Raw genomic sequence first — 21243 nt, 5'->3', positions numbered from 1 at the left:
TGCCGACGTGCCGGGATCCAGCCCGCGGGCTCGGTCAGATCGCGCCGTCGGCGCGCAGCTGGGCGAGCGCGGCGGCGTCATGGCCGAGCTCGGTGAGGATCTTCTCGGTGTGCTCGCCCAGCGCCGGCACCGGCTCGATCCGCGGCGGGGTGTCCGGGAACTCGACGACCGGGCGGAGCTGGCGCACCGGACCGGCCGGCGAGTCGACCTCGATCCAGCGCTCACGGGCGGCCAGCTGCGGGTGCACGAGCACGTCGGCCATCTCGTTGACCCGGCCGTACGCGATCCCGGCCGCGTCCAGGCCGGCGGTCACCTCGGTGGTGGGCAGCCGCCCGACGACGTCGGCGACGATCGCGTCGGTGCGGCCCCGGTTGCGCACCCGTGCCCGGTTGGTCGCGAACTCGGGGTCCTCGGCGAGCTCCGGCCGGCCGAGCAGGCCCCTGGCCAGCCGCGCCCACTCCCGGTCGTTCTGCACCCCGATCAGCACGCTGTCGCCGTCGCCGGTGGTGAACGCCTCGTAGGGGGCGATCGACGGGTGGCCGACCCCGGCCCTGGCCGGGGCGCGGCCGGTGTGCTCGGCGAACTGGACGGCGTAGCCGTTCCACTCCGTGATCGCGTCGAGCATGGTCAGGCTCAGCGCCGCGCCCTCGCCGGTCCGTTCCCGGCGCAGCAGCGCCGCCAGGATGGCCTGGGCGGCATAGGTGCCAGAGGCGACGTCGGCCGCGGCGAACCCCGCCTTCGCCATGTGCTCCGGGGTGCCGGTGACCGAGACCAGGCCCGACTCGGCCTGGATGAGCATGTCGTAGGCCCGTCGGCCGGTATACGGCCCGCCCAGGCCGTAGCCCGACAGGTCGACGGCGACCAGGCGCGGGTAGCGGGCGACCAGGCTCTCCGCGTCGAGCCCGAGCCGCGCGGCGGCGCCGGGCGCGAGGTTCTGCGCGACGACGTCGGCGCCGGCGACCAGCTTCTCCAGCGCGGCCCGGCCGGACGGGACCTTGATGTCGACGGCGAACGACTCCTTCGAGCGGTTGAGCCAGGAGAAGTGCGCCGACAGGACGCCTCTCACCGCTTCGTCGTAACTACGGGCGAAGTCACCCGTTCCGGGCCGTTCGACCTTGATGACCCGGGCGCCGAACTCGGCGAGGTGACGGGTCGCGAACGGCAGCGCGACGGCGTGTTCGAAGCTGACGACGGTCATTCCCGCGAGGGGCAGCACGTCGACAACACTATTGCGCCCCCTTGCCTGGCGTCGGAGGTCGAACCGAGCGCGACCGACGCCACGGCGCGCGCCCGGGCGGGCGGAGGCGGAGACTGGAGCTGTCGGAACTGGAACCCGGAACAGGACACCCAGGGAGTGGACGTGCGGATCATGCCGCGTCGCCGGCAGCCGGTGCTCATCACGTCGGCCGCCGACCCGCGCCATGTCGACATCCGCCGCCGCGAGGGCCAGTACCTGATCTGGATGGGCTTCCGGGTGCTCTGCTTCGTGTTCGCGGTGCTCCTCTTCCACGGCTGGGCCAGGTTCGTCGCCATCCTGGCGGCGTTGATCATCCCCTGGGTGGCGGTCGTGGTCGCCAACGGCGGGCCGGCCCCGTCGCGCCGCCGGCCGGCCGGATTCATACCCTCCAGCCGCCTGCCCGGCGCCGGGCCCACCGCGCTGGAGTCCGGCGAGCATCCGGTCGTCGACAGCGACGCCGTTCCCGGCCGCGGCGGGGACCGGCCCACGGGCGACGACGGGCCGGCCCCCGCCGGGCCAGAGGGAACCACCGACCCGGGCATCGGCTCCGAGGGACACCCCTGGGCCAAACCCACCGAGGCGCCGCCAGCTCCCCCGCCGCCGCGGGCCGATGTCGGCTTCTTCGGCCCGCGGCGCCCGCCAAGGGCCGAGCGCCGCCGCTAAGGGCGCCCTGGAGCCTCCCGGGACCTTCGCTCGCGCGACGCGCCGCGCCGCGCGAGCCCGCGCCTCACCCGGCCGGCGGGCCTGGCGGATCGACGGGCGCCCGTCGGGAGTAGGTTGCACCTAGCTGTGCCGTAACGTTCACGTGGTGGCCCGCTTGTGGTCCACGTCCGCGTTTCCGGCTCTGTCACCGTGCCCTTGTGCGCGTCGCGGTGGTAACCGAGTCCTTCCTGCCTCACGTGGACGGGGTCACGAACACGGTCTGCCGCGTGCTCGAGCACCTTCGTGCCGAGGGACACGAGGCACTGGTGGTCGCGCCGTCCCCCGGCCCGCGAGCCGTCGCCCACGCACCTCGGGTCTACGCGGGCGCCCCGGTGCTGTGGGCGCCGTCGGCGCCGCTGCCCGGCTACCCGCAGTTCCGGTTCGCCACCCCGTGGCCGAGCCTCACCCCGACGCTGCGGGCCTTCGCTCCGGACGTCGTGCACCTGGCCGCCCCGGCGGGCCTAGGCGCGCAGGCCGCGTACGCCGCCCACCGGCTCGAGGTGCCCAGCGTCGCCGTGTACCAGACCGACCTCGCCGGGTTCGCCCGCCGGTACGGGCTGGCCGCGCTCGACCGGTCCATCTGGCGCTGGCTGGCGACCGTGCACCGGCTCGCGGCGCGCACGCTGGCGCCGTCCTGGGACGCGGTCGACGCGCTTCTCGGCGCCGGCGTCCATCGGGTTGCCCGCTGGCGCCGCGGCGTCGACCTCGACCGGTTCAACCCGGCGCATCGCGACGACGGGCTGCGTGCCCGGCTCGCCCCTGGCGGCGAGGTCCTGGTCGGCTACGTCGGCCGGCTCGCCCGGGAGAAGGGCGTCGAGCTGCTGGACGCCGTCGCCGACGTGCCGGGCACCCGGCTCGTGGTGGTCGGCGACGGGCCGGAACGGGCGCGGCTGGAGCGGATGATCCCCGGCGCCGCGTTCCTCGGCTTCCAGGCCGGCCAGGGGCTGTCGGCGGCGGTCGCCAGCCTGGACGTGTTCGTGCACACCGGCCGGTACGAGACGTTCTGCCAGGCGGCGCAGGAGGCGAAGGCCAGCGGTGTCCCGGTCGTCGGGCCGGCGGCCGGCGGGCTGCTCGACGTGGTCGAGCACGGCCGGACCGGTCTGCACTTCCGGCCCGGCGACCCCGTGGCGTTGCGCGCCGAGATCGTGCGCCTGGTCGAGGACGGGCCAGGCCGCGCCGCGATGGGCGAGCTGGCCCGCGCCTCGGTGGCGGACTGCGGCTGGCGCGCGATCGGGGACGAGCTCCTCGGCCACTACCGCGACGTGCTGGGCGGCAACCTCCGTGCCCACGCGGGCGCCGACGCCGGCGCTGATGCCTGGCGGTGACCGCGTCGGCGCCCTGGCCGACGCCGCCGGCCGGCCGCGCCACCGCGTCCTTCCCCGAGGCCGAGTCCCTCCCCCAAGTCCGACTTCCCCTGGCCCGACCTGACCCGGACGGCAGACCCGCCCATCGACGCGCGGGGACGAACCGACCAGACCAACCCGTGAGCAGCCGCCCACGCCCGTGGCCTTCCGGCCGGACGCGGGGGCCGATGGAAAGTGGGCCGAGATGAGTGGGCCGATGAGGATCGCGCAGGTCGCCAACTTCGTGGCGCCGACATCCGGGGGTATCCGCACCACCCTGCGCCACCTGGCCGCGGGCTACGTCGCCTCGGGCCATGAGGTCGTGCGGGTACTGCCCGCCCGGCGCGACGGGGCTCGCCAGGTCGACGGCGTCACCACGCTGATGGTGCGCTCACCGCTCGTCCCGGGCACCAGCTACCGCATCATCACCGAGCCGTGGCGGGTCGCGGCGATGCTCACGGCCGCGAATCCGACCCACCTCGAGGTCCACGACCGCACGACGCTGCGCAGGCTGGGCCGCTGGGCGCGCCAGCAGGGGGTGCACTCGCTCGTCGTCTCCCACGAGCGGGTCGACCGGCTGCTGGGCGCGAAGACGCCGTACTCGCTGCGTGGGGTGCTGCCGGTGCGCGCCGCCGCGGACGTCACGAACCGCGGGCTCGCCGCCGGCTACGACACCGTGGTGACCACCACCCGCTGGGCGGCGGCCGAGTTCATGCGCCTCGGGGTGGACAACCTGAGCCAGGTGCCGCTCGGTGTCGATCTGGACCGGTTCGGCGCCGAGCGGGCGGACCGTTCGCTGCGGCGCGCGTTCGCCCGCGACTCGGACGTGCTGCTGGTCGCGATCAGCCGGATGGACCCGGAGAAGCGCGTCGACATCGCCATCGACGCGCTCGCCGAGCTGGTCCGCCGCGGGGTCCCGGCCCGGCTCGTGCTGGCCGGCGACGGCAAGGGCCGCAAGGAGCTGGAGCGGCGCGCCGCCGGTCTGCCGGTGGTGTTCCTCGGCTTCGTCTCCGACCGGGCGCGGCTGTCCGCGCTGCTCGCCAGCGCCGACGTGGCGCTCGCCCCCGGGCCGGTGGAGACCTTCGGGCTGGCCGCCCTGGAGGCGATGGCCAGCGCCACCCCGGTCGTGGTCCACCACGGCAGCGCGCTCGCCGAGCTGGTCGAGCCCGGCTGCGGCCGGATCGCCGCCGGCTGTGGCTACGGCTTCGCCGAGGCCGTCGAGGAGATCCTCGCGCTCGACCCGGCCGCGCGGCGGGCGGCCGCCCGGGCCCGCGCCGAGCAGTACCCCTGGTCGGCCACGGTCGAAGGCTTCCTCGCGCTCCACGGCCAGGAGGCCCCCCCGGCCACGGCTACGCCGCTGACCCTGCCCACCGGCCGCGGCGACAGCGACGGCCTGCCCCGCGCCGCCTAGGAGAGCCCGGGACGAACGACGCCCTACCTGCGCGGATCCGGTGCCCCAGGACACGTTCTGTGGCCGTCAGCGCCACATGACGGCGCCGATGTGCCTACCGTAGGCCCCGTGTACCACGCTCTCCTGCCCGCGCCACGGTCCGGCGTGCTCACCGGCTGGGGGAACGCCTGGCTGGCCGGGTTCGTCGGCTCCGACGACGTCCTGACCCGCGTCCAGCAGGCGATCGGCCCAGGCCAGCACACGATCGACGGCCAGCCACTGCTGCTCGGCCTCGGCGCGCTGCGCGCCGCGCGCGCCGAGCGTTTCCGGCTCGTCATGCCGGTTCCGGGTGACGTGTCGGGGCTGCCCGGGCCGCCAGCCGTGAACGGCGACGCGCTGGCCGCCGGCGAGGCGGTCATCGTCATCGGTCCGAACCCGCCGCTGCTGCTGGTCCCGTCCGTGGAGGTGCACGGGCCGGCGGTGGAGGGCGTGCTGGAGTCGGTGCACTGGCGGGTGCTGCCGGCGGCCCGGGTACCGGCGCCGCCGAGCCCGGTGCCCGCCGCCGAGCACGAGCTGTCCGACGCGATCCGCAGGACCACCTCGACGCTGCTCGACCTGGACATCGCCAGTGCCCGGCCCGAGGTGCTGGCGCTGCTGCGCGACCGGGGCGACGCGGAGCCGGGCCCCGGCCTCGGCCCGGGCTATCCCCCGGCCGCGCACGCGCTGCTCGCCCGCGCCGAGCGGCTGCGCGCCCTGCTCGACCTGGCCGCGCTGGACGACGGCGCCGCGGTCACCGCCGGCGAGATCGGCCGGCGCACCGCCGCGCTGCGCGGACTGTCCGCGGCCGTCCGCCGCTCCTACGAGGCCGCGTACGACGCCTTCGACCCCAGCCACGCGACGTCGCCCCCGTCACGCTGACCGTCCCGGTGGCGACTGGTCCCGCCGGCCGGCCGCCACCGGTCGCGGAACGGACCAGGCGAGCCAGGCACTGGGAACGGGCCGGCTCAGTTCGCCGGCGGGTCCGGGGTGGCCGACGCGGTCGGGGGGGTGGTGGGCAGCGCGTTCGTGATGCCGACGATCACGACGGTGGCGAGCGTGACCGGATCGCAGCGCGCCGGCGAGGTGGTGAGGGTCAGCGTGAGCGTGCTGGGCGTGGTGGTGAGCTCGCCCAGGTCGATCCTGGCCAGCACCGCGGGCTCGTCGCCCGGCCGCGTCGGCACGGTGGTGTCCGACTCGGTCAGCGGGGTGGCGCTGGTCGCGCTCGCGCGGGCCTCGGCATGGATCACGGTCTGGCCGGTGGCGGTGGCGCTCGGCGCGGCGTAGTCGCCGACGACCTCGAGGGTCGGCGCGTCCGCCGCCGTGATCACCCTCGCGGCGAGGCTGCTCATGGTCAGCTTGATGGTCGGGCAGCCGGGGTTGGCGGTCAGCGTGACGATGGGTGTCGGTGAACCGGTCCCGGTCGGGCTCGCGGACGCCGTCGGACTGGCGGACGCCGTCGGGCTCGCGGACCTGGTGGGGCTCACGGACGCCGTGGGGCTGGCGCTCACGCTCGCGCTGACCGTGACCGTCGGAACGCCGGTCGAGCTCGCGCTAGCCGTGACGGAGGGGGAGGTCGCGGTGACGGTCGGCGTCACGCCGACGGTGGCGGTCGGGCTGATCGTGATCACCGGCGGCGGGCTGAGGACCGGAGCGCTGGTCCTGACCGGAGGCCGCGTGGTGACGCGGCCGCCCGGCGGGGTCGTGCCGACCCGGATCGGCACGAGATCGTCCGGCGACGTCGTGACCAGCGGGGTGTAGCCCCCGAGGGTGGTCTCGGTGTCCCAGGGCTGCGCGGTCAGCGTCGGCAGGCCGGTCGCGTCGGTCAGCCCTCCGGTGGGAGCGGCGGTGACGGTGTCACCCTCGGTGTCGGAGGGGCGGTATCCACCGCCGAGGAGCAGCAGCAGGGCGATCGCCGGAAGAGCGAGGAGCTGGGTCAGGCCGAACGTGCGCCGGCGCTTGCGAGCCGCGGACGCGCTGTCGGGCCTCCGCCGCCGCCGAGGCCCGGCGGGAGCGCCCTCGGCTGGAGCTGCCTGGTCCCCGGAAGCGACCTGGTCTTCGGAGGCTGCCTGGTCCCCGGAGGCGACCTGGTCTTCGGAGGTTGTCTGGTTCCCAGAGGCGACCTCGCCGGCCGGATTGGCCGGACCGGTCGGCTCCGTGGCGGCGACTGGCTTCTTGTCGAGACCGATCGGCTTCGTGGGAGCGATCGGCTTCGTGGGAGCGATCGGCTTCGTGGGAGCGATCGGCTTCGTGGGAGCGATCGGCTCTGTGGGAGCGGCCTGCTCCGGTCCGGATGCCGACGCCTCGTGCCCCGCGCCGGCGGGCTTGGCCCCCGGCGCCGCTGGATCTGGGCCGCTCTGCGGGCTCACCTGCGAGCCGCTCCTTCAAGGTCAGGTGCTGGCGGGTCCGGTGGTGGCGCCTGGGCGTCCGCCGCCGTGCCGACGCCGCGCGCACCGGACGTCATGTACGCCCAGACGCGATGTACATCAGACGTCGTGCACACCAGCAGTGACCCGAAGGCCACAATACTGGCATTCGCGAACACGCAGGCCCTGTTGGCCGAACAGGTGTCAGAACGTTGGCCAACGCCTGCGTGACCGGCGGCGCATCCGTGGGCGCCCGCCCCGCGCGGTCACGCGCGGATCCGTAAACGCCGCGCCCACGCGGCCGGACGGCGCCGCGCCCAGCGTGAGCGGGCTGCCCCGAAGGCCCGCCTCAGTTCAGGCGGGGACAGAAGTGGCCGTCGGGACCGTCGGGCCGGCCGCACAGGACGCAGGCCGGGCGGCCGGCCGCGACGATGCTGCGGGCCCGCTCGATGAACGCCCTCGTCTGCGAGATCGTCAGGCCGACGCGCAGCGAGTCGACGTCCTCCTCGCTGGCCGCCGTCCCGAGCTGGCCGGCGGCAAGGCCGGCGGCGTCGACGAACACCCGCCGGCCGTCCCAGGAGACCGTGAGCTGGCCGAGGTGGAAGTCCTCCTCGAACGGCGCCTGCAGCGGCGCGAGGTCCACCTCGACGTCGGCGGCGGCCGGCACCGACACGCCCTGCTGCTGGCCGACCTGGCCGAGCAGCGCCGACAGGCCCTCCGCCAGCGCCGTCACCTCGGCCTTCTCCAGCCCGATGGTGACCAGCCGCCCGTCGGAAGCGGCCTGCAGGAAGAACGCGCGCTCGCCCGGCTGCCCGACGGTCCCGACCACGAACCGCTCCGGGGGGTCGAACACGAAACGCTGCATGACTTGCGCACTCTCCGTCACACGATCCGGTCAGGGCCAGCTGACCCCGTCAGGGTCAGCGCCGGTCCGGCCGCCCGGGCCGGGCGTCCGGAAGCTCCTCATCCAGTATCCCCGTCCGCCAGACACGCCGGCCATCCTCCGAGTGCCCGGGGCCGCCCGCCGTCGCCGGCCCGCCGCGCTCGGCCGCGCCGCGCCGGTACCTCCCTCGACCGAGCGCGTCCTCGGGAAGGCCGGCCATCGCGGGCCGGCGGTCCTCGGTCGCCGGCGAGCCGCAGCAGTCGAGCGGGCAGACATCCGGAAACGAGCCCAGCTCGCCGAGCGCCCGCCGAGGCCGGCTCGGGTCGCGCCGCTCCTCGACAAGCTCGACGATCATCTGGACGAACCGCGGATCCGCGCCGACCGTGCCCGCCCGCGCCGCGGTCAGTCCTAGCTTCCCGGCTCGCGCCAGCGCCTCACGGTCGAGGTCCTGGATGACCTCCATGTGGTCGCTGACAAACCCGATGGGGACGATCACTACCGACTCCGCGCCTTCGGCGGCCAACCGCTCGAGGCAGTCACCGACGTCCGGCTCCAGCCACGGCACCCGGGGCGAGCCGCTGCGGCTGCAGTACGCGACGTCCCACGGCTGTTCCCGGCCACGCCGCTCGGCGAGCAGCCGGGCGACGGTCCGGCTCGCGGCCAGCAGCTGGCGCTCGTAGGCACCCCCCGCGGGCCCGCTCTCGACCGCCTGCCAGCGCGGCACCGAGTGGGCGACGAAGACCAGGTGGGCGCCGTCGCGCCGGTCGGCCGGGAGCGTCTCGAGGGCCGCCTGGACCCGGTCGGCCATCGGTTCCAGGAACCCGGGATGGTTGAAGAACACCCGCAGCTTGACGAACGCGGGAGCGGGCTCGCCGGCGGCGCCCAGCTCGTCGAGCGCCTCGGCGAGGTTCTCCCGGTACTGCCGGCAGCCGGAGTAGGTCGAGAAGACCGACGGGATGAAGCAGGCGGCCAGCCGCACGCCGTCCGCGCGCATCTCGGCCAGCGCGTCGCGCAGGTAGGGCCGCCAGTTCCGGTTGCCCCAGTAGACCGGCAGCGGCGCGAGCTCGTCGCGCAGCGCGGCCAGCAGCTCGCGACTCTGGTCGTTGATCGGGCTGCGCCCGCCGAGCTGGTGATAGTGCTCCGCGACCTGGGCGATCCGTTCCTCCGGTACCCCGCGCCCCCGGGTCACGTTCCGCAGGAACGGCAGCACGTCCGCCGGCTCGTCCGGGCCCCCGAACGTCACCAGCAGCACGGCGTCGATCTCGGCCTCACCCGGCCGGCCCGCCCCGGCCGTCCGCTCGCCGCGCTCCACCGGCCCCCGGCCCGGCCGGCGAGCCACCCGCTCGGCGGCCGCCGGCCCCCTGGTCCCGGCTGAAGACTGACGCATCAGGCCATTCTCTCCCAGCCCCACCCCCGGCAAACAACCCGCGGCCAGCCCTCAAGGTCCAGGGCCGCCCAACCAACCTGAGCCGGGCCCCGGCCGTTCAGCCGCTCCACCACGATGCCGCCGAACAACCACACTGACACAGCCGGCCGCCCCGGATGGAAAGCCAACCTGGACGGCGGCGATGCGCGAAGCGCGAGCCACCGGGGGTGTCGGGGGCGGAGCCCCTGACATTGGGGGTTCCAGGGGGTCATCCCCCTGGGCAGACATCCTGACCGGCGGTCCCGGCGAAGCTGACCGAAGGGCAGCGAGCAGGACTCGCCCAACCCCCGCCGGTCAGTGCCCCATGCCCACGCCGCCGTCGACGGGGAGGACGGCGCCGGTGATGTACGCGGCGCGCTCGGAGGCGAGGAAGGCGACCGCGGCGGCGACCTCCTCCGGCTCGCCGATCCGCTTGCCCGGGACGCTGGCGACGAGCAGTTCCCGCTGGGCGTCGGTGAGCGCGTCGGTCATGTCGGTACGGATCGGGCCGGGCGCCACGACGTTCGCGGTGATCGAGCGAGGGGCGAGCTCGCGGGCGAGCGAGCGGGCGAAGCCGACGAGGCCCGCCTTGGAGGCCGCGTAGTTCGCCTGTCCGGGCTGCCCGGACAGGCCCACGACGGAGGAGATGAAGACCAGCCGGCCGTAGCGGCGCCGGATCATGCCTCGGGCGGCCCGCTTGGCGACCCGGTACGCGCCCAGCAGGTTGGTGTCGACGACGTCGCGGAACGCGTCCTCGGACATGGTGAGCAGCAGCGTGTCCCGCACGACACCCGCGTTGGAGACGAGGATGTCGACCGGCCCCAGCTCGGCCTCGACCTCGGCGAACGCCTTCTCCACCGACTCGGTGCTCGTGACGTCCATCCGGACGCCGAACATCCCGGCCGGCGCCTCCCCCCCGCGGCTGGCCACCGCCACCCGCTGCCCGTCCGCCGCCAGGGCCGCGGCGCAGGCGGCGCCGATCCCTCGGTTACCACCGGTGACCAGTGCCACCCGACCCTCGTTCTCGACCATGGAGCGGATGTTAACCGCCGTTCCCCCCACCCGGGCGGCGGCGCGGGCGTCCGACCCCGTCACGTTCCTCACCGCGACCGGAGGCGGTCTCGATCCCGGCGGACCGTGGGCCGAGGCGGCGGCGGTCGGCGACGACGGGCCGGTGACGATGGAAGGGTGCGGGTGACGATCAGGGTGCAGCCGGGGGCGAGCCGGACGGCGGTCGGCGGGGAGGTGGCCACCGCGGACGGACAGCCGAGTCTGGTGGTGCGGGTCTCGGCGCGCGCCGTCGACGGCAGGGCGACGGAGGCGGCGCTGCGGGCGCTCGCCGACGCGCTCGGGCTGCGCCGCCGCGACGTCACCCTCGTCCACGGCGCCACCAGCCGCGCCAAGCTGGTCGAGATCAACGCGACCGACGAGGCCGCCCTGCGCGAGCGCCTCACCGCTCTGCGCCGTTCCCGCTGACGGTCCGGGCCCCGCCGGTCACCGTGAGCGGCCCTGTCAGGCCCGAGGAGCCCGCGAGGCCCACGGCCGCCGCCGGGGCCGACGGGGCGGCGGCCCCCGGCACGGGCCCTCGAGAGGACTGGTGAAGGAAGATGGAGGCTGGAGCGGCGCGTCGGCGGCGGGGAGAGCCCCGCGGGCGGGCAACGCGCCGGGGAGCTCTCGCGTCGGGACTGGAGTGACAGGCGTCGTGTTCAGGCCCGGGATCCGGCACGTGGAGTACCGGCCACGGGAGCGGTCGTACGAACCACCCGGTCGGCCCGACCCCGCGGCGGAGCCCGGGGGCGCCGAGCCCGCGGCCGGCGGGGCCCCGATCGCCGGCCTTCCGCCCGACGAGGCGGCGGTCGCCGGCTGGGCCGCGCGGCCTGCCCAGGCTCCCGGTTCCCTCGAGGCGGCACCGCCCGCGCCGGGCCAGCCGCCAGCCGAGGTGCCCGCGCGGCCGGCCCACGGTCCCGCCGTCGGTCAGCCGCGGCCGCGACGGCCGCCGCCCCAGCCGCCGCGCCCCTCCGGGCCGGCACCCGGCAGTGCCCCGGCCGGCGGCCCCTGGCTCGCCGGGCCGGCCGCCGCGGCGCGGCCCTGGCCAGGGCAGGTCGACGCCGGCGCCCGGCCGCACGCTCCGGCCGCGCCGCCCGAGCCGGCCCCGGCCTCGGCACGGCCAGGCGCGATCATCCCCGGTCCGCCGGGCGGCGTGCTCGATTTGGGAGCGCTCGCCGAGGTCGAGGACCGGCTGTGCCGGCTCGCGGCCACGGGCGTCGACGAGGCCGCCCGGGACGGGGGGCTGGGCCCGCGGGCGGCCACCCAGCGCCACTCGCTGACGACGGCCGCGTCCTCCGTCGCCGCCGTGCTGTGGTTCGACGCGCTGCGCGCCGAGGACCGGGTCAGCGTGACGCCGCGCGCCGCGCCGCTGCTCGCCGCCGTCCATCAGGTCCTGGAGGCCTCCCGGCCCGCGAGCGTCCACGACGCCGCCGGCCAGGACGACGACGCCGGCCAGGCTGGTGACCGGCCGGGCGACGAGGCAGACGCCCGGCTGCCCGCGCCCGCGGGCCGTTCGGCGCGGACGCTGCGGGCGACCGGCGCCGGCCTCGTCGGGCCGAGCGGCACGGTCTGGGGTGCGCTCGCCCGCCGGTTCGCCGGCACCCGCTTCGATCACATCCCCGGCGGGCGGTCCATCTGCCTCCTGGAGTACGCGGAGCTGCGCGACGCGGCGGTCTGGGAGGCCGTCACCGACGAGCGGACGCCCTACCTGGGCGAGCTGTTCTGGGTCGTGCTGGTCACAGGCGCCGCGGTCGGGAGCGAGGCCGACGGCGACCCCCGGGCCGGCCTGGCCGGGCCGGGCGGGCCGGAACGGGCCGCCCGGATGTTCGAGGCCGCCGGCTGGCAGGTGCTCACCCTGCGCTACGGCCGGCGGCTGGAGGCGCTGTTCCGCCGCCCCGGTGGCCAGGCGCTGCGCGCCCGGCTGGGCCGGATGCGCCAGGACGAGTACCACGAACTGCTGGCCGCCCATGGGCCCGAGCTGCGCCGCCGGCTCGCCGGGCCGGGCGCGGCGGGGGCCGGCGTGGCGGGGCTGCTGGAGCCGATGACCGACGACGAGATCCACGACGCGCTGCGTGACCTCGGCGGTCACGACCTGGCGCTGCTGATCGACGCCTTCGACGACGTGGCCGCGGACCGGCCGACGGTGCTGTTCGCGCACACCCACGACGCCTCGACCCGTGGCCCGGACGGCCGCGAGTCCCCCGCCGCGCGGCGGGGATCCCCGCCGGTCGGGATCACGTCGATCCGGCCGATGGGCGCGGGCGCCGTCGTGCTGCCACCGGGAGGGGACACGCCGGAGGGCACCGGGCTCGCGCCCTCGGCGGGGACCCGCGGCGCGCGGCTGGCGGCCCACGTGGCCTCCTACCTGGACCGGGCGCCGCGGCGGGCACCGTCTCCACCGGCCGTGCCGATCGATCTCGGCCCCGCCGCCGCCCGGGCGGGTGGGAGCGGCGGGGCGGTGACCTCCACCCAGGCGGCGTTCGGCGGTCTGCTGCGCGGCCTCGCCGCGCTCGCCCCGGAGGTGGTCAGCGTGGTCGTCACCGTCTCGACCCGGGACGCCGACCCCGTCGTCGCCGGCTGGCTCGACCCGGCGGGACCGGCCGGCGGCCCCGCCACCGCGCCGCCCGCGCCACCTCCGGGAGGTCAGCCGGGAGGTCAGCCGGCGGGGGTGCTCGCCTCGGCGACCGGGCGGCGCCACGTCGCCGGGGCGCTCTCGCCTGGCGCGTTCGCCGGGGCGCTCGGCAACCTGGCGGTCGCCTGGAACCGGCAGGGCCTGCCGCTGCTGCCGATCGGGGTGACCGACGAGGCCGTGGCCGGCCGGGTGCTGCCGGCGTGGGCCGCCGGCTGCGCCGCGGACGGACGCTCCGTGCTCGCCGTCGCCGACACGGGCGCCGACGGGCCGTTCATCGGCCCGGCACTCGCGCTGGCCGCCGCCGGGGCCGCCGGGCTGCCCGGGGTGACCCGCTTCGAGCCGGCCTTCGCCGAGGACCTGTCCTGGTGCCTGCTGGCGGCGCTGGGACGGCTGGGGCGGGCAGGAGGCTCGTCGACCCTGCTGCGGCTGTCCGCGCGGCCCGTCGACCAGCGCCTGGCGGCCGTGCCGGCCGGCGGGGACGAGCGGGCCGGGCGGCGCGCGGGCGTGCTCGCGGGCGGTTACCGGCTGCGCGCCGGCGGCCCGGCACCGGCGCCGACGCTGGTCGGCATGGGGGACTGCCTGCCGGAGGTGCTGGCCGCGGCCGACGAGCTGACGGCCCGGCTGGGCCGTGAGGTGGGTGTGGTCGTCGTGACGTCGGCCGACCTGCTCTTCGACGCGCTGCGTGCCCGCGACAGCCTGGCCGACGCGGACGCGGGCGCCGTGTCGGTACTGGACGAGATGTTCCCGGCGCACCTGCGCGGGCCGCTGGTCACCGTGACCGCCGGCGACCCCAGCCAGCTCGCCTTCCTGGCCGGCATCCACGGCGACCGCCTCGCCGCCGTCGGGCCCGCCATGCCGTCGGGCCCCGCCGCGGGGACGGGCCGACGGCCCCCGGTCGAGGTGGCCGCCGTCGTCGAGGCGGCCCTGAAGCTCTCCCTCACCACCCCGTGACGGAATCGGGGGATCACGGCCCGGACCCGCGGCGCACTGCCCGGACCCGGGGGCGCCCGTCCCCCGACCGCGCGGGGAGCTAGAGGGCGACGGCCGCGTCGCGCAGCGCGAGGGCCTCGCGGCCGGCCGCCTGGGCGCCGGAGGTGTCACCGCCGGCGGCGCGGACGCGGGCGACCTGCTCCAGGGCCCACACCAGGTCGCGCAGGATCTCCGGCCGGTCACCGACGATCTGGCGGCGGCGGCGTTCGACGGCCAGCGCCTCCTCGAAACCCTCCAGCGCCGCGTCCAGGTCTCCGAGGGCCTCCCTGGCCCCGGCGACCTTGTCCAGCCCGACGGACAGGTCGCGCAGCACGGTCGGGTGCTCGCCGTACTCGGTCCGCAGCCAGCGCACCAGCGCGAGCGACTCCGCGTACGACTCCAGCGCGCCGGCGACGTCCCCCTGGTCGTAGCGCATGTTGCCCACCAGGCTCAGCGAGTGGAACAGGGCACGCGGCACGGTCGGGTCGATCTCGGTGGCGCCGGCGGCGGCGAGCGCGCGCCGGGCCGTCGTCACGGCCTCCCCGTAGCGGGCCAGCGCGCCGGCGACGTCGCCGCGCAGCCGCAGCATGTCGCCCACGTCGAGCAGGCCGCGGGAGATGTCGCGCAGCAGCGGCGCGACCTCGCCGTAGACGGTGAGCAGCCCGCGGCGCACCTCCAGCGCGTCGGTGTAGGCGTCCAGCGCGGCCTTGGTGTCTCCCTGCTGCTGACGCAGGTCGCCGATCTTCTCGAGGGTGTTGGCGAGCCGCTGCCGGGCCTGCGGCGCCGACGCCCCGTCCGCGATCATCCGGTGGGCGAGCGCCAGGCACTCGGTCTGGATGTCGAGCGCGCCGACGAGATCCCCGAGCGCGGCGCGGGCGGCGCCGGCGCGCTCCAGGCTGACGCCGAGGCGGTGCTCGGACTCGGGCGTGCGGTCGGCGGTCGCCAGGTGCCGGTTGATCCGTAGCGCTTCCTCGTAGTTCTCCTGCGCCGGCGCCGCCCGGCCGTGGTCAAGCAGCGCGTCGCCGTGCTCGATCAGCACGGCGGCCAGATGCGCCAGGTCGGCGACTCCGCTGGTAGCCGAGGCAACCCGCTCCCTGCTGACCGACACCAGCGCGTCGAGCGCGGTCAGCAGGGTGTCGAGGTCGCCACGCTCCCGGGCGAGCCGGGCCAGCCGCTCGAGATTCTGCGGGGTCAGCTGCTGTCCGGTGGCCGCGACCTGACCTGCGTGGTCGTCCATATCCGGAAGAGTAGTAGCCCTCCGGCCCGGCCACACCGCCGCTTGCCGCTCCAGTTCGGATAAGTCGCGACCTTGGCCACGCGACGCGCAGCCTGTGTCGCGCCCCGTCACCACCCACGCTCGCGCCGGCCGCGGGCCAGGCATGCCGCCACCGCCCGCCACCGCCCGTCGCGCGCCCGGTGGTGCCGGGGTGGCCCCCGGCGTCCGGCCGCGGGGCGGCACCCGCCCGTGGTCAGGACCGGGTGGTCTCCACCACAGGGCCACGGGCGGGCGGGCGTCCTGGGGCTAGCCGAAGAAGTGGCCGGGCGGGTAGGCGCGGTCGGTGCGGGAGCGGGGCATGCCGCGCAGGGCGTCGGTCAGCGTCCGGGCGGTGTTCACCAGCGGGACGTGGCTGAACGCCTGCGGGAAGTTGCCGGTCATCCGGCCCAGCCGCGGGTCGTACTCCTCGGCGAGCAGCCCGACGTCGTTGCGCAGGGCCAGGAGCCGCTCGAACAGCTCCTGGGCCTCGCGCACCCGGCCCGACAGGGCGTAGTTGTCCGCCAGCCAGAACGTGCACGCCAGGAACGCGCCCTCGCCGGCTGGCAGGCCGTCGACCGCGCCGTCCTCGGCCGTCGGGTAACGGTTGACGAAGCCGTCCTCCAGCAGCTCGCGCTCGATCGCGGCCACCGTGCCGACCACCCGCGGGTCGGTCGCGGGCAGGAAGCCGACCAGCGGCATGTAGAGCAGCGCCGCGTCGAGCTCGGAGGAGCCGTAGAACTGGGTGAAGGTGTTGCGCTCCTGGTCGAAGCCACGGGCGCACACCTCGCGGTGCACCTCGTCGCGCAGCGCCGCCCAGCGCTCCACCGGGCCGGGCAGGCCCGACTCGACGATGCCCTTGACCGCGCGGTCGGCGGCGACCCAGGCCATCACCTTGGAGTGGGTGAAATGCCGGCGCGGGCCGCGCACCTCCCAGATGCCCTCGTCCGGCTTGCGCCAGCCGGTCTCGAGGAACTCCATCAGCTTGGTCTGCAGGGGCCAGGAGTCGTCGCGGCCGTCGACCTGGGTGGCCATCCTGGCGACGTGCAGCGCGTCCAGGACCTCGCCGTAGACGTCGAGCTGGAACTGGTCGACGGCGGCGTTGCCGACCCGCACCGGAGCCGAGTTCTCGTAGCCGGGCAGCCACGGGACCTCGTACTCGGGCAGCCGGCGCTCGCCCGCCACCCCGTACATGATCTGGACGCGCGAGGGGTCGCCGGCCACGGCCCGCAGCAGCCACTCCCGCCAGGCCAGCGCCTCGCTGGTGAACCCGGCGTCGAGCAGCGCCAGCAGCGTGATGGTGGCGTCGCGCAGCCAGCAGTACCGGTAGTCCCAGTTACGGACGCCGCCGATGTGCTCGGGCAGCGACGTGGTGACGGCGGCGACGATCCCGCCGGTCGGGGCGAACGTGAGCGCCTTCAGCGTGATCAGCGAGCGACGCACGGCGGCCTGGTAGAGGCCGTCATAGGAGCAGCCGGCCATCCAGTCGTTCCACCACGCCTCGGTCTGGGCGATCATCTGCCGGACGGCGGGGGCGGGCGGCGTGGGCTGGTGCGACGGGTACCAGGTCAGCGAGAACGGGACGGACTGGCCCGCGGCCACCTCGAACTCGGCGAAGGTGGCGGAGTCGCGGCCCTCCATCGGCGCCGTGGTACGCAACGTGACGGCGTCGGGCCCGGCGGTCGCCGTCATCGTGTGCTCGTCCCGCCGGCGCACCCATGGCACGATCGAGCCATAGTCGAACCGGAACCGGGCCTCGCTGCGCATCCGCACCCTGCCGGCCAGGCCCTCCACCAGCCGAAGCACGGCATGCGTCCCGGCCCGCGGGAGCATGGCGTCGGTGATCCGGACGGTCCCGGTCGCCGTGGTCATGTCCGTCTCGAGGACGAGGGTGTCGCCGCGGTAGCGGCGGGTGACGCCGAGGACGGGTTCGGTCGGCGCGATCCGCCAGCGCCCGGCGTTCTCGTCGCCGAGCAGCGCCGCGAAGCACGCCGGAGAGTCGATGCGGGGCAGGCACAACCAGTCGATCGAACCGTCCCGGGCGACGAGCGCGGCCGAATGGGTGTCCCCGATCAGCGCGTAGTCCTCGATGAGGGATGCCACCGTTGCTCCTAGCACGATGATGAGCCGGCGGGCTTCGCCGGAGGATTGTTGGAAGTTCTGATGCCGCTCGAGCCACGACGCCCGGCGGCGCGGACGCGCCGACGAACGGCGCGAGACGCCACACCGGCTCGTCGCCGTCCGCGTTGCCTGTCCGGGCACGGTGTCGCGCCGGGTGTCGGCGCGCCGTGCCCCACCACCGTGGCCGCTCCGCCACCGTGGCCGCCCTGTCCCGGTGGCCGCTCCGCCACCATGGCCGGCGTCGGCGCCGGCCGGGTCGGGTCACAGCCGTGCCGGCGACACCGGGCGCCGTCTGAAGGCCTCGTCACCTCAGACGTCCGGAGCCGCCGCGGCCAGCCCACAGCCATGTCTCCCCGAGACCTCCGCGGCTGGCGTTCGGCCAGCCGTGTTGGTCAAGGCGGTACAGATTATGAGCCCGGACAGCGGACTAGTTTGGGAGTTCGGCCCATCCGGGTGGTCCCCGCGTGAGCCGGAGCCGATGTCATGCCCCGACCCGACAGGGATCTTCCGAAGTGACCGCTACCACTCCCCCGCCGGAGCCGTCTCCTCCCCCCGTGCTGGATCTCGGTGCCCCGACGGCCCTACAGCGTGCACCATCACCGGGTGACCCCGCGCGGCCGGGTCCCCTTTCCGACACGGCCGCCGGTCAGCCGGCGGGCGCGGGCGCGCGCGCGACGCCGCCGACACGCTCGAAGCCCTCGCCACTCGCCGAGGCGGCGCGTTACCTGCGCGACCCGCGCCGCCGGGTGCCGGTCGTGTTCGGGCTGATCTGCCTGGTCGGAATCCTGGTGTTCGGGGTGTACGCCGTCCTCGAGGGCCCGCCGCCGCGAGTCGAGGCGGTCGTCGTCTTCACGGCACAGGCGACCGAGGCGCAGAAGGACGCGGTCCGCGCCGCCTGCCCGACTGTCGGCGGGGCGGTTCAGGAGCCACCGGACCGCAACGACCTCGCGATCACCCGCGTCTACCCGCTGCGTTACAACCTGACGGACGCCTCCACCGGCGACCGCGCGAAGGTGTTCGCCTGCGTCCAGGGGCGGCCCGGCGTGGAGGGGATCACCACTCAGACCCAGGGCCAGTAGCCGCGGCAGCGCTAGCCGCGAGCCGACTGGGAGCCGGCGGGCGTCGGCGCGGCCTCGTCGGCGTCCTCCTCGTCGTGGCGACGGGCCTCCAGCACCTCGGCCGGCGTGGGCTGGCCGGCCCTGCGCGCCTGGCGCGCCTGCCAGAGGCTGACGAAGATCGTGGCCAGCACCGCCAGGCCGCCGAAGATCACGCTACCGCCGCTCCAGGCCGACGACCCGGGCAGGTCGTCGTAGATGATCCACAGCACGCCGGCGGCCACCATGCCGAGGCCGAACACGATCGAGCCGGCCGTCGACCAGACCCGCGCGGCGGCGAGGTCGGCGAGGTCCGCGGCCTTCTGCCGCGCCGCCTCGAAGCGTTCTCTGGCCCAGTCGTACTCGAGGCCCAGGACGAAGAAACCGAGAGCGACGACGAGGAAGCCCGGGCCGGGCAGCACCAGCATCGCGGCCCCCAGGCCGAGGATGGCGACCCCCAGCACCGTCAGCACGATCCGCCGAAGCAGGCGGGCAGGTGACCTGAGCACGGCTGGCGGCTCCTCCCTGGTTCGCCGACGCGTCCGCCCCCCCGAGCGCCACGTTCCATGGTGCCTGGCGACGGCGGCGCTCGCCGCTCGTTTGTCCCGTAGAAGCAGGTCGGAAACCCGATACGTGAGCCAGCCCTCGCCGCCGGCGGGTGGGCGCGTCGACCCGTGGGCTCCCATTGGTGACTATGCGCGACCGCGCCCGGGGCCAGGCCGTCGCCGGCTTCCGCCACCCCGCGGCGGGTACCTGCTCCTCGCCGGCGAGGCCGCGCGGTCCCGCCGGTGGGGCACCAACCTGTACCAACCAGGCAGGACGGCAGCAACGTCTACTGTGGGCCCAGTGGTGGGCTGGACCGCCGGCCACCGGCCGCGCGGGCGCGCCCGGCGTTCGCGCACGCCGCCGGAGGCCGTCGAACGCGCGCCCCGACCGTCATCTGCTCCTGATCGCCGACAGCCCGAAAGGCCCCATCGTGGACATCGAGGAGACCGCGCTTCCCGGAATCGGCCTACGGCACGAGTTCCAGACGCGCTCCGGACGGCGGATCGGCGTCGTGTCGCACCACAAGGGACGGCGCGAACTGGTGATCTACGACGCCCACGACCCGGACTCCGTCGCCGAGTCGCTCGCGCTCACCGCCGAGGAGAGCGACGCCCTGTCCGAGCTGCTCGGCGCGCCGCACATCGTGGAGAAGCTGGCTGACCTGAGCGCCGCGTTCGCCGGCCTGGTCGGCGAACGGATCAGGATCACGCCGGACTCGCCGTACGCCAACCGGCTGCTCGGGGACACGCAGGCGCGGACCCGCACCGGCGCGTCGATCGTCGCCGTCGTCCGCGACCAGGAGGTCCTCGCCTCCCCGAGGCCCGACTTCCGGTTCCACCCGGACGACGTGGTCGTCGTCGTCGGGACGCCCGAGAACACCGCGGCTGTCGCGGACCTGTTCAGCACAGGCTGACGGCGGCGCCAGCGTGGAACACACTGCATCGATCTTCCTGGAGCTCGGCGCCGTCCTGTTCACCCTGGGGGTGCTCGGGCACATCGCCAACTGGATCGGCATCTCCCCGATCCCCTTCTACCTCATCGCGGGCCTCGCGTTCGGCCACGGCGGGCTGCTCCCGCTCGGCGCGAGCGAGGAGTTCATCGAGACCGGCGCCGAGATCGGCGTCGTCCTGCTGTTGCTGACCCTGGGGCTCGAGTACACCGCCGACGAACTGGTCCACGAGCTTCGCCGGCAGGCGCCGGCGGGCGCCCTCGACCTGCCGCTCAACGCCGCGCCAGGGGTCGCGGCGGCCCTCATCCTCGGCTGGGGCTGGCAGGCCGCCGTGGTGATGGGCGGCGTCACCGCGATCTCGTCGTCCGGGATCATCGCGAAGGTCCTCGGCGACCTGGGCAGGCTCGGTAACCGGGAGACGCCGGTGGTGCTCTCGGTGCTGGTCCTCGAGGACCTCGCGATGGCCGTCTACCTGCCGATCCTCACCGCGCTGCTGGCGAACATGACGATCGCGCGCGGGTCGCTGACGCTCGCCGTGGCGCTTGGCGCGCTCGTCGCCGTGCTGTACATCGCGCTGCGGCACAGCTCGAAGGTCACCCGGCTGGTCTTCAACCCGGCCTCGGACCGCAACGACGAGATCATCCTGCTGCGCGCGCTCGGGCTCACCCTGCTGGTCGCGGGCGTCGCCCAGCAGCTGCAGGTGTCCGCGGCGGTCGGCGCCTTCCTGGTCGGCATCGCGCTGTCCGGGCCGGTGGCCGAGGGCGCGCGCGAGGTGCTGGCCCCGCTGCGTGACCTGTTCGCCACCGTGTTCTTCGTGTTCTTCGGGCTGAGCACGGACCCGGCCGACATCCCGCCCGTCCTGCTCGCGGCGTCGCTGCTCGCGATCGCCGGGGTCGCGACGAAGATGATCACCGGCTGGTGGGCCGCCCGGCGGGCCGGGATCGGGACGCTCGGACGGTTCCGCGCCGGAGCGGCGCTGGTGGCCCGCGGCGAGTTCTCGATCGTCATCGCGGGTCTCGCGGTCGCCGCCGGGATCAACCCCCGGCTGGGCCCGCTCGCCGCCAGCTACGTCCTGCTGATGGCCGTGCTCGGCCCGCTGGCCGCCCGGTTCGTCGAGCCGGTGACCCGGGCAGCCCTGCGCCGCCGGGACCGCAAGCCACCCACCGCCGCGACCACCACGGTTCCCACCCCGACCGCCCCCACCGCGACCGCCCCCGCCACGACCGCCCCCGCCACGACCGCCGCCGGCGACGCGGCGCCGGCCGGCTGAC

The 21243-nt window shown here is 75.7% G+C and carries 19 protein-coding genes; 11 read left to right on the top strand and 8 right to left on the bottom strand.

Annotated features, from left to right (window positions below; all coding sequences use genetic code 11):
* Window positions 1–34: 34 nt before the first annotated feature.
* Window positions 35–1216, bottom strand: a complete 1182-nt coding sequence (locus I6A81_RS09205) for a CaiB/BaiF CoA transferase family protein (protein ID WP_307874550.1) — start codon at window positions 1214–1216, stop codon at window positions 35–37.
* A gap of 153 nt (window positions 1217–1369) precedes the next feature.
* Here I6A81_RS09205 and I6A81_RS09200 point away from each other — a divergent pair, with 153 nt between their 5' ends.
* The 4 genes from I6A81_RS09200 (at window position 1370) to I6A81_RS09185 (ending at window position 5590) form a co-directional block, all read left to right on the top strand.
* Window positions 1370–1900, top strand: a complete 531-nt coding sequence (locus I6A81_RS09200; protein ID WP_203010154.1) for a DUF3099 domain-containing protein — start codon at window positions 1370–1372, stop codon at window positions 1898–1900.
* A gap of 197 nt (window positions 1901–2097) precedes the next feature.
* Window positions 2098–3264 (top strand): glycosyltransferase family 4 protein, encoded by a 1167-nt coding sequence (locus tag I6A81_RS09195; RefSeq protein WP_203004527.1) that lies wholly within the window; start codon window positions 2098–2100, stop codon window positions 3262–3264.
* A 235-nt stretch (window positions 3265–3499) separates the two neighbouring features.
* Window positions 3500–4693: a glycosyltransferase gene (locus I6A81_RS09190; protein ID WP_203004528.1), complete on the top strand. Its 1194-nt coding sequence runs from the start codon at window positions 3500–3502 to the stop codon at window positions 4691–4693.
* Window positions 4694–4801: 108 nt separating this feature from the next.
* A complete protein-coding gene (locus tag I6A81_RS09185) occupies window positions 4802–5590 on the top strand; it encodes a hypothetical protein (protein WP_307874549.1) in 789 nt (262 codons plus the stop codon).
* Window positions 5591–5676: 86 nt separating this feature from the next.
* Here I6A81_RS09185 and I6A81_RS43135 read toward each other — a convergent pair whose 3' ends face one another.
* On the bottom strand, window positions 5677–6060 hold the full coding sequence (locus I6A81_RS43135; RefSeq protein ID WP_238441476.1) for a hypothetical protein: 384 nt from the start codon (window positions 6058–6060) through the stop codon (window positions 5677–5679).
* A gap of 10 nt (window positions 6061–6070) precedes the next feature.
* On the opposite strand from I6A81_RS43135, the gene I6A81_RS43130 reads away from it, so the two are divergent.
* The gene (locus I6A81_RS43130) at window positions 6071–6469 is read left to right on the top strand and encodes a hypothetical protein (RefSeq protein ID WP_238441475.1); all 399 of its coding nucleotides are present in this window, start codon (window positions 6071–6073) and stop codon (window positions 6467–6469) included.
* A 954-nt stretch (window positions 6470–7423) separates the two neighbouring features.
* On the opposite strand, the gene I6A81_RS09175 is transcribed toward I6A81_RS43130, so the two are convergent.
* The 3 genes from I6A81_RS09175 to fabG form a co-directional block, all read right to left on the bottom strand.
* The gene (locus tag I6A81_RS09175; protein ID WP_203004530.1) at window positions 7424–7939 is read right to left on the bottom strand and encodes a DUF3090 family protein; all 516 of its coding nucleotides are present in this window, start codon (window positions 7937–7939) and stop codon (window positions 7424–7426) included.
* Window positions 7940–7994: 55 nt separating this feature from the next.
* On the bottom strand, window positions 7995–9344 hold the full coding sequence (locus tag I6A81_RS09170; RefSeq protein ID WP_203010150.1) for a ferrochelatase: 1350 nt from the start codon (window positions 9342–9344) through the stop codon (window positions 7995–7997).
* Window positions 9345–9677: 333 nt separating this feature from the next.
* A complete protein-coding gene (gene fabG / locus I6A81_RS09165) occupies window positions 9678–10394 on the bottom strand; it encodes a 3-oxoacyl-ACP reductase FabG (RefSeq protein WP_203004532.1) in 717 nt (238 codons plus the stop codon).
* A gap of 7 nt (window positions 10395–10401) precedes the next feature.
* Between fabG and I6A81_RS09160 the strand changes: the two genes are divergently transcribed.
* From I6A81_RS09160 to I6A81_RS09150, 3 genes are all read left to right on the top strand, one after another.
* Window positions 10402–10560, top strand: a complete 159-nt coding sequence (locus I6A81_RS09160) for a hypothetical protein (RefSeq protein ID WP_203004533.1) — start codon at window positions 10402–10404, stop codon at window positions 10558–10560.
* The gene (locus tag I6A81_RS09155) at window positions 10551–10838 is read left to right on the top strand and encodes a DUF167 domain-containing protein (RefSeq protein ID WP_203004534.1); all 288 of its coding nucleotides are present in this window, start codon (window positions 10551–10553) and stop codon (window positions 10836–10838) included. The genes I6A81_RS09160 and I6A81_RS09155 overlap by 10 nt, the downstream gene beginning before the upstream one ends.
* A gap of 226 nt (window positions 10839–11064) precedes the next feature.
* A complete protein-coding gene (locus I6A81_RS09150) occupies window positions 11065–13992 on the top strand; it encodes a pyruvate dehydrogenase (RefSeq protein WP_203010149.1) in 2928 nt (975 codons plus the stop codon).
* A 79-nt stretch (window positions 13993–14071) separates the two neighbouring features.
* Here the strand turns inward: I6A81_RS09150 and I6A81_RS09145 are convergent, their stop codons facing one another.
* Both I6A81_RS09145 and I6A81_RS09140 read right to left on the bottom strand, forming a co-directional pair.
* Window positions 14072–15247, bottom strand: coding sequence for a hypothetical protein (locus I6A81_RS09145; RefSeq protein ID WP_203005458.1), 1176 nt, complete (start codon window positions 15245–15247; stop codon window positions 14072–14074).
* A gap of 285 nt (window positions 15248–15532) precedes the next feature.
* Window positions 15533–17365, bottom strand: a complete 1833-nt coding sequence (locus I6A81_RS09140; protein WP_203005457.1) for a glycoside hydrolase family 15 protein — start codon at window positions 17363–17365, stop codon at window positions 15533–15535.
* A gap of 572 nt (window positions 17366–17937) precedes the next feature.
* Here I6A81_RS09140 and I6A81_RS09135 point away from each other — a divergent pair.
* On the top strand, window positions 17938–18462 hold the full coding sequence (locus I6A81_RS09135) for a hypothetical protein (RefSeq protein WP_307874548.1): 525 nt from the start codon (window positions 17938–17940) through the stop codon (window positions 18460–18462).
* 11 nt (window positions 18463–18473) lie between these two features.
* On the opposite strand, the gene I6A81_RS09130 is transcribed toward I6A81_RS09135, so the two are convergent.
* Entirely contained in the window at window positions 18474–18986 is a 513-nt protein-coding gene (locus tag I6A81_RS09130; protein ID WP_203005456.1) for a PGPGW domain-containing protein, read from the bottom strand.
* Between the two features lie 467 nt (window positions 18987–19453).
* Here I6A81_RS09130 and I6A81_RS09125 point away from each other — a divergent pair, with 467 nt between their 5' ends.
* Window positions 19454–19936 (top strand): cation:proton antiporter regulatory subunit, encoded by a 483-nt coding sequence (locus tag I6A81_RS09125; RefSeq protein WP_203005455.1) that lies wholly within the window; start codon window positions 19454–19456, stop codon window positions 19934–19936.
* A 13-nt stretch (window positions 19937–19949) separates the two neighbouring features.
* Entirely contained in the window at window positions 19950–21242 is a 1293-nt protein-coding gene (locus I6A81_RS09120; protein WP_203005454.1) for a cation:proton antiporter, read from the top strand.
* Window position 21243: the final 1 nt, after the last annotated feature.

Source organism: Frankia nepalensis (assembly GCF_016786325.1).
Lineage (GTDB): Bacteria > Actinomycetota > Actinomycetes > Frankiales > Frankiaceae > Pseudofrankia > Pseudofrankia nepalensis.
This window is presented reverse-complemented; position numbering and strand designations above follow the sequence as displayed.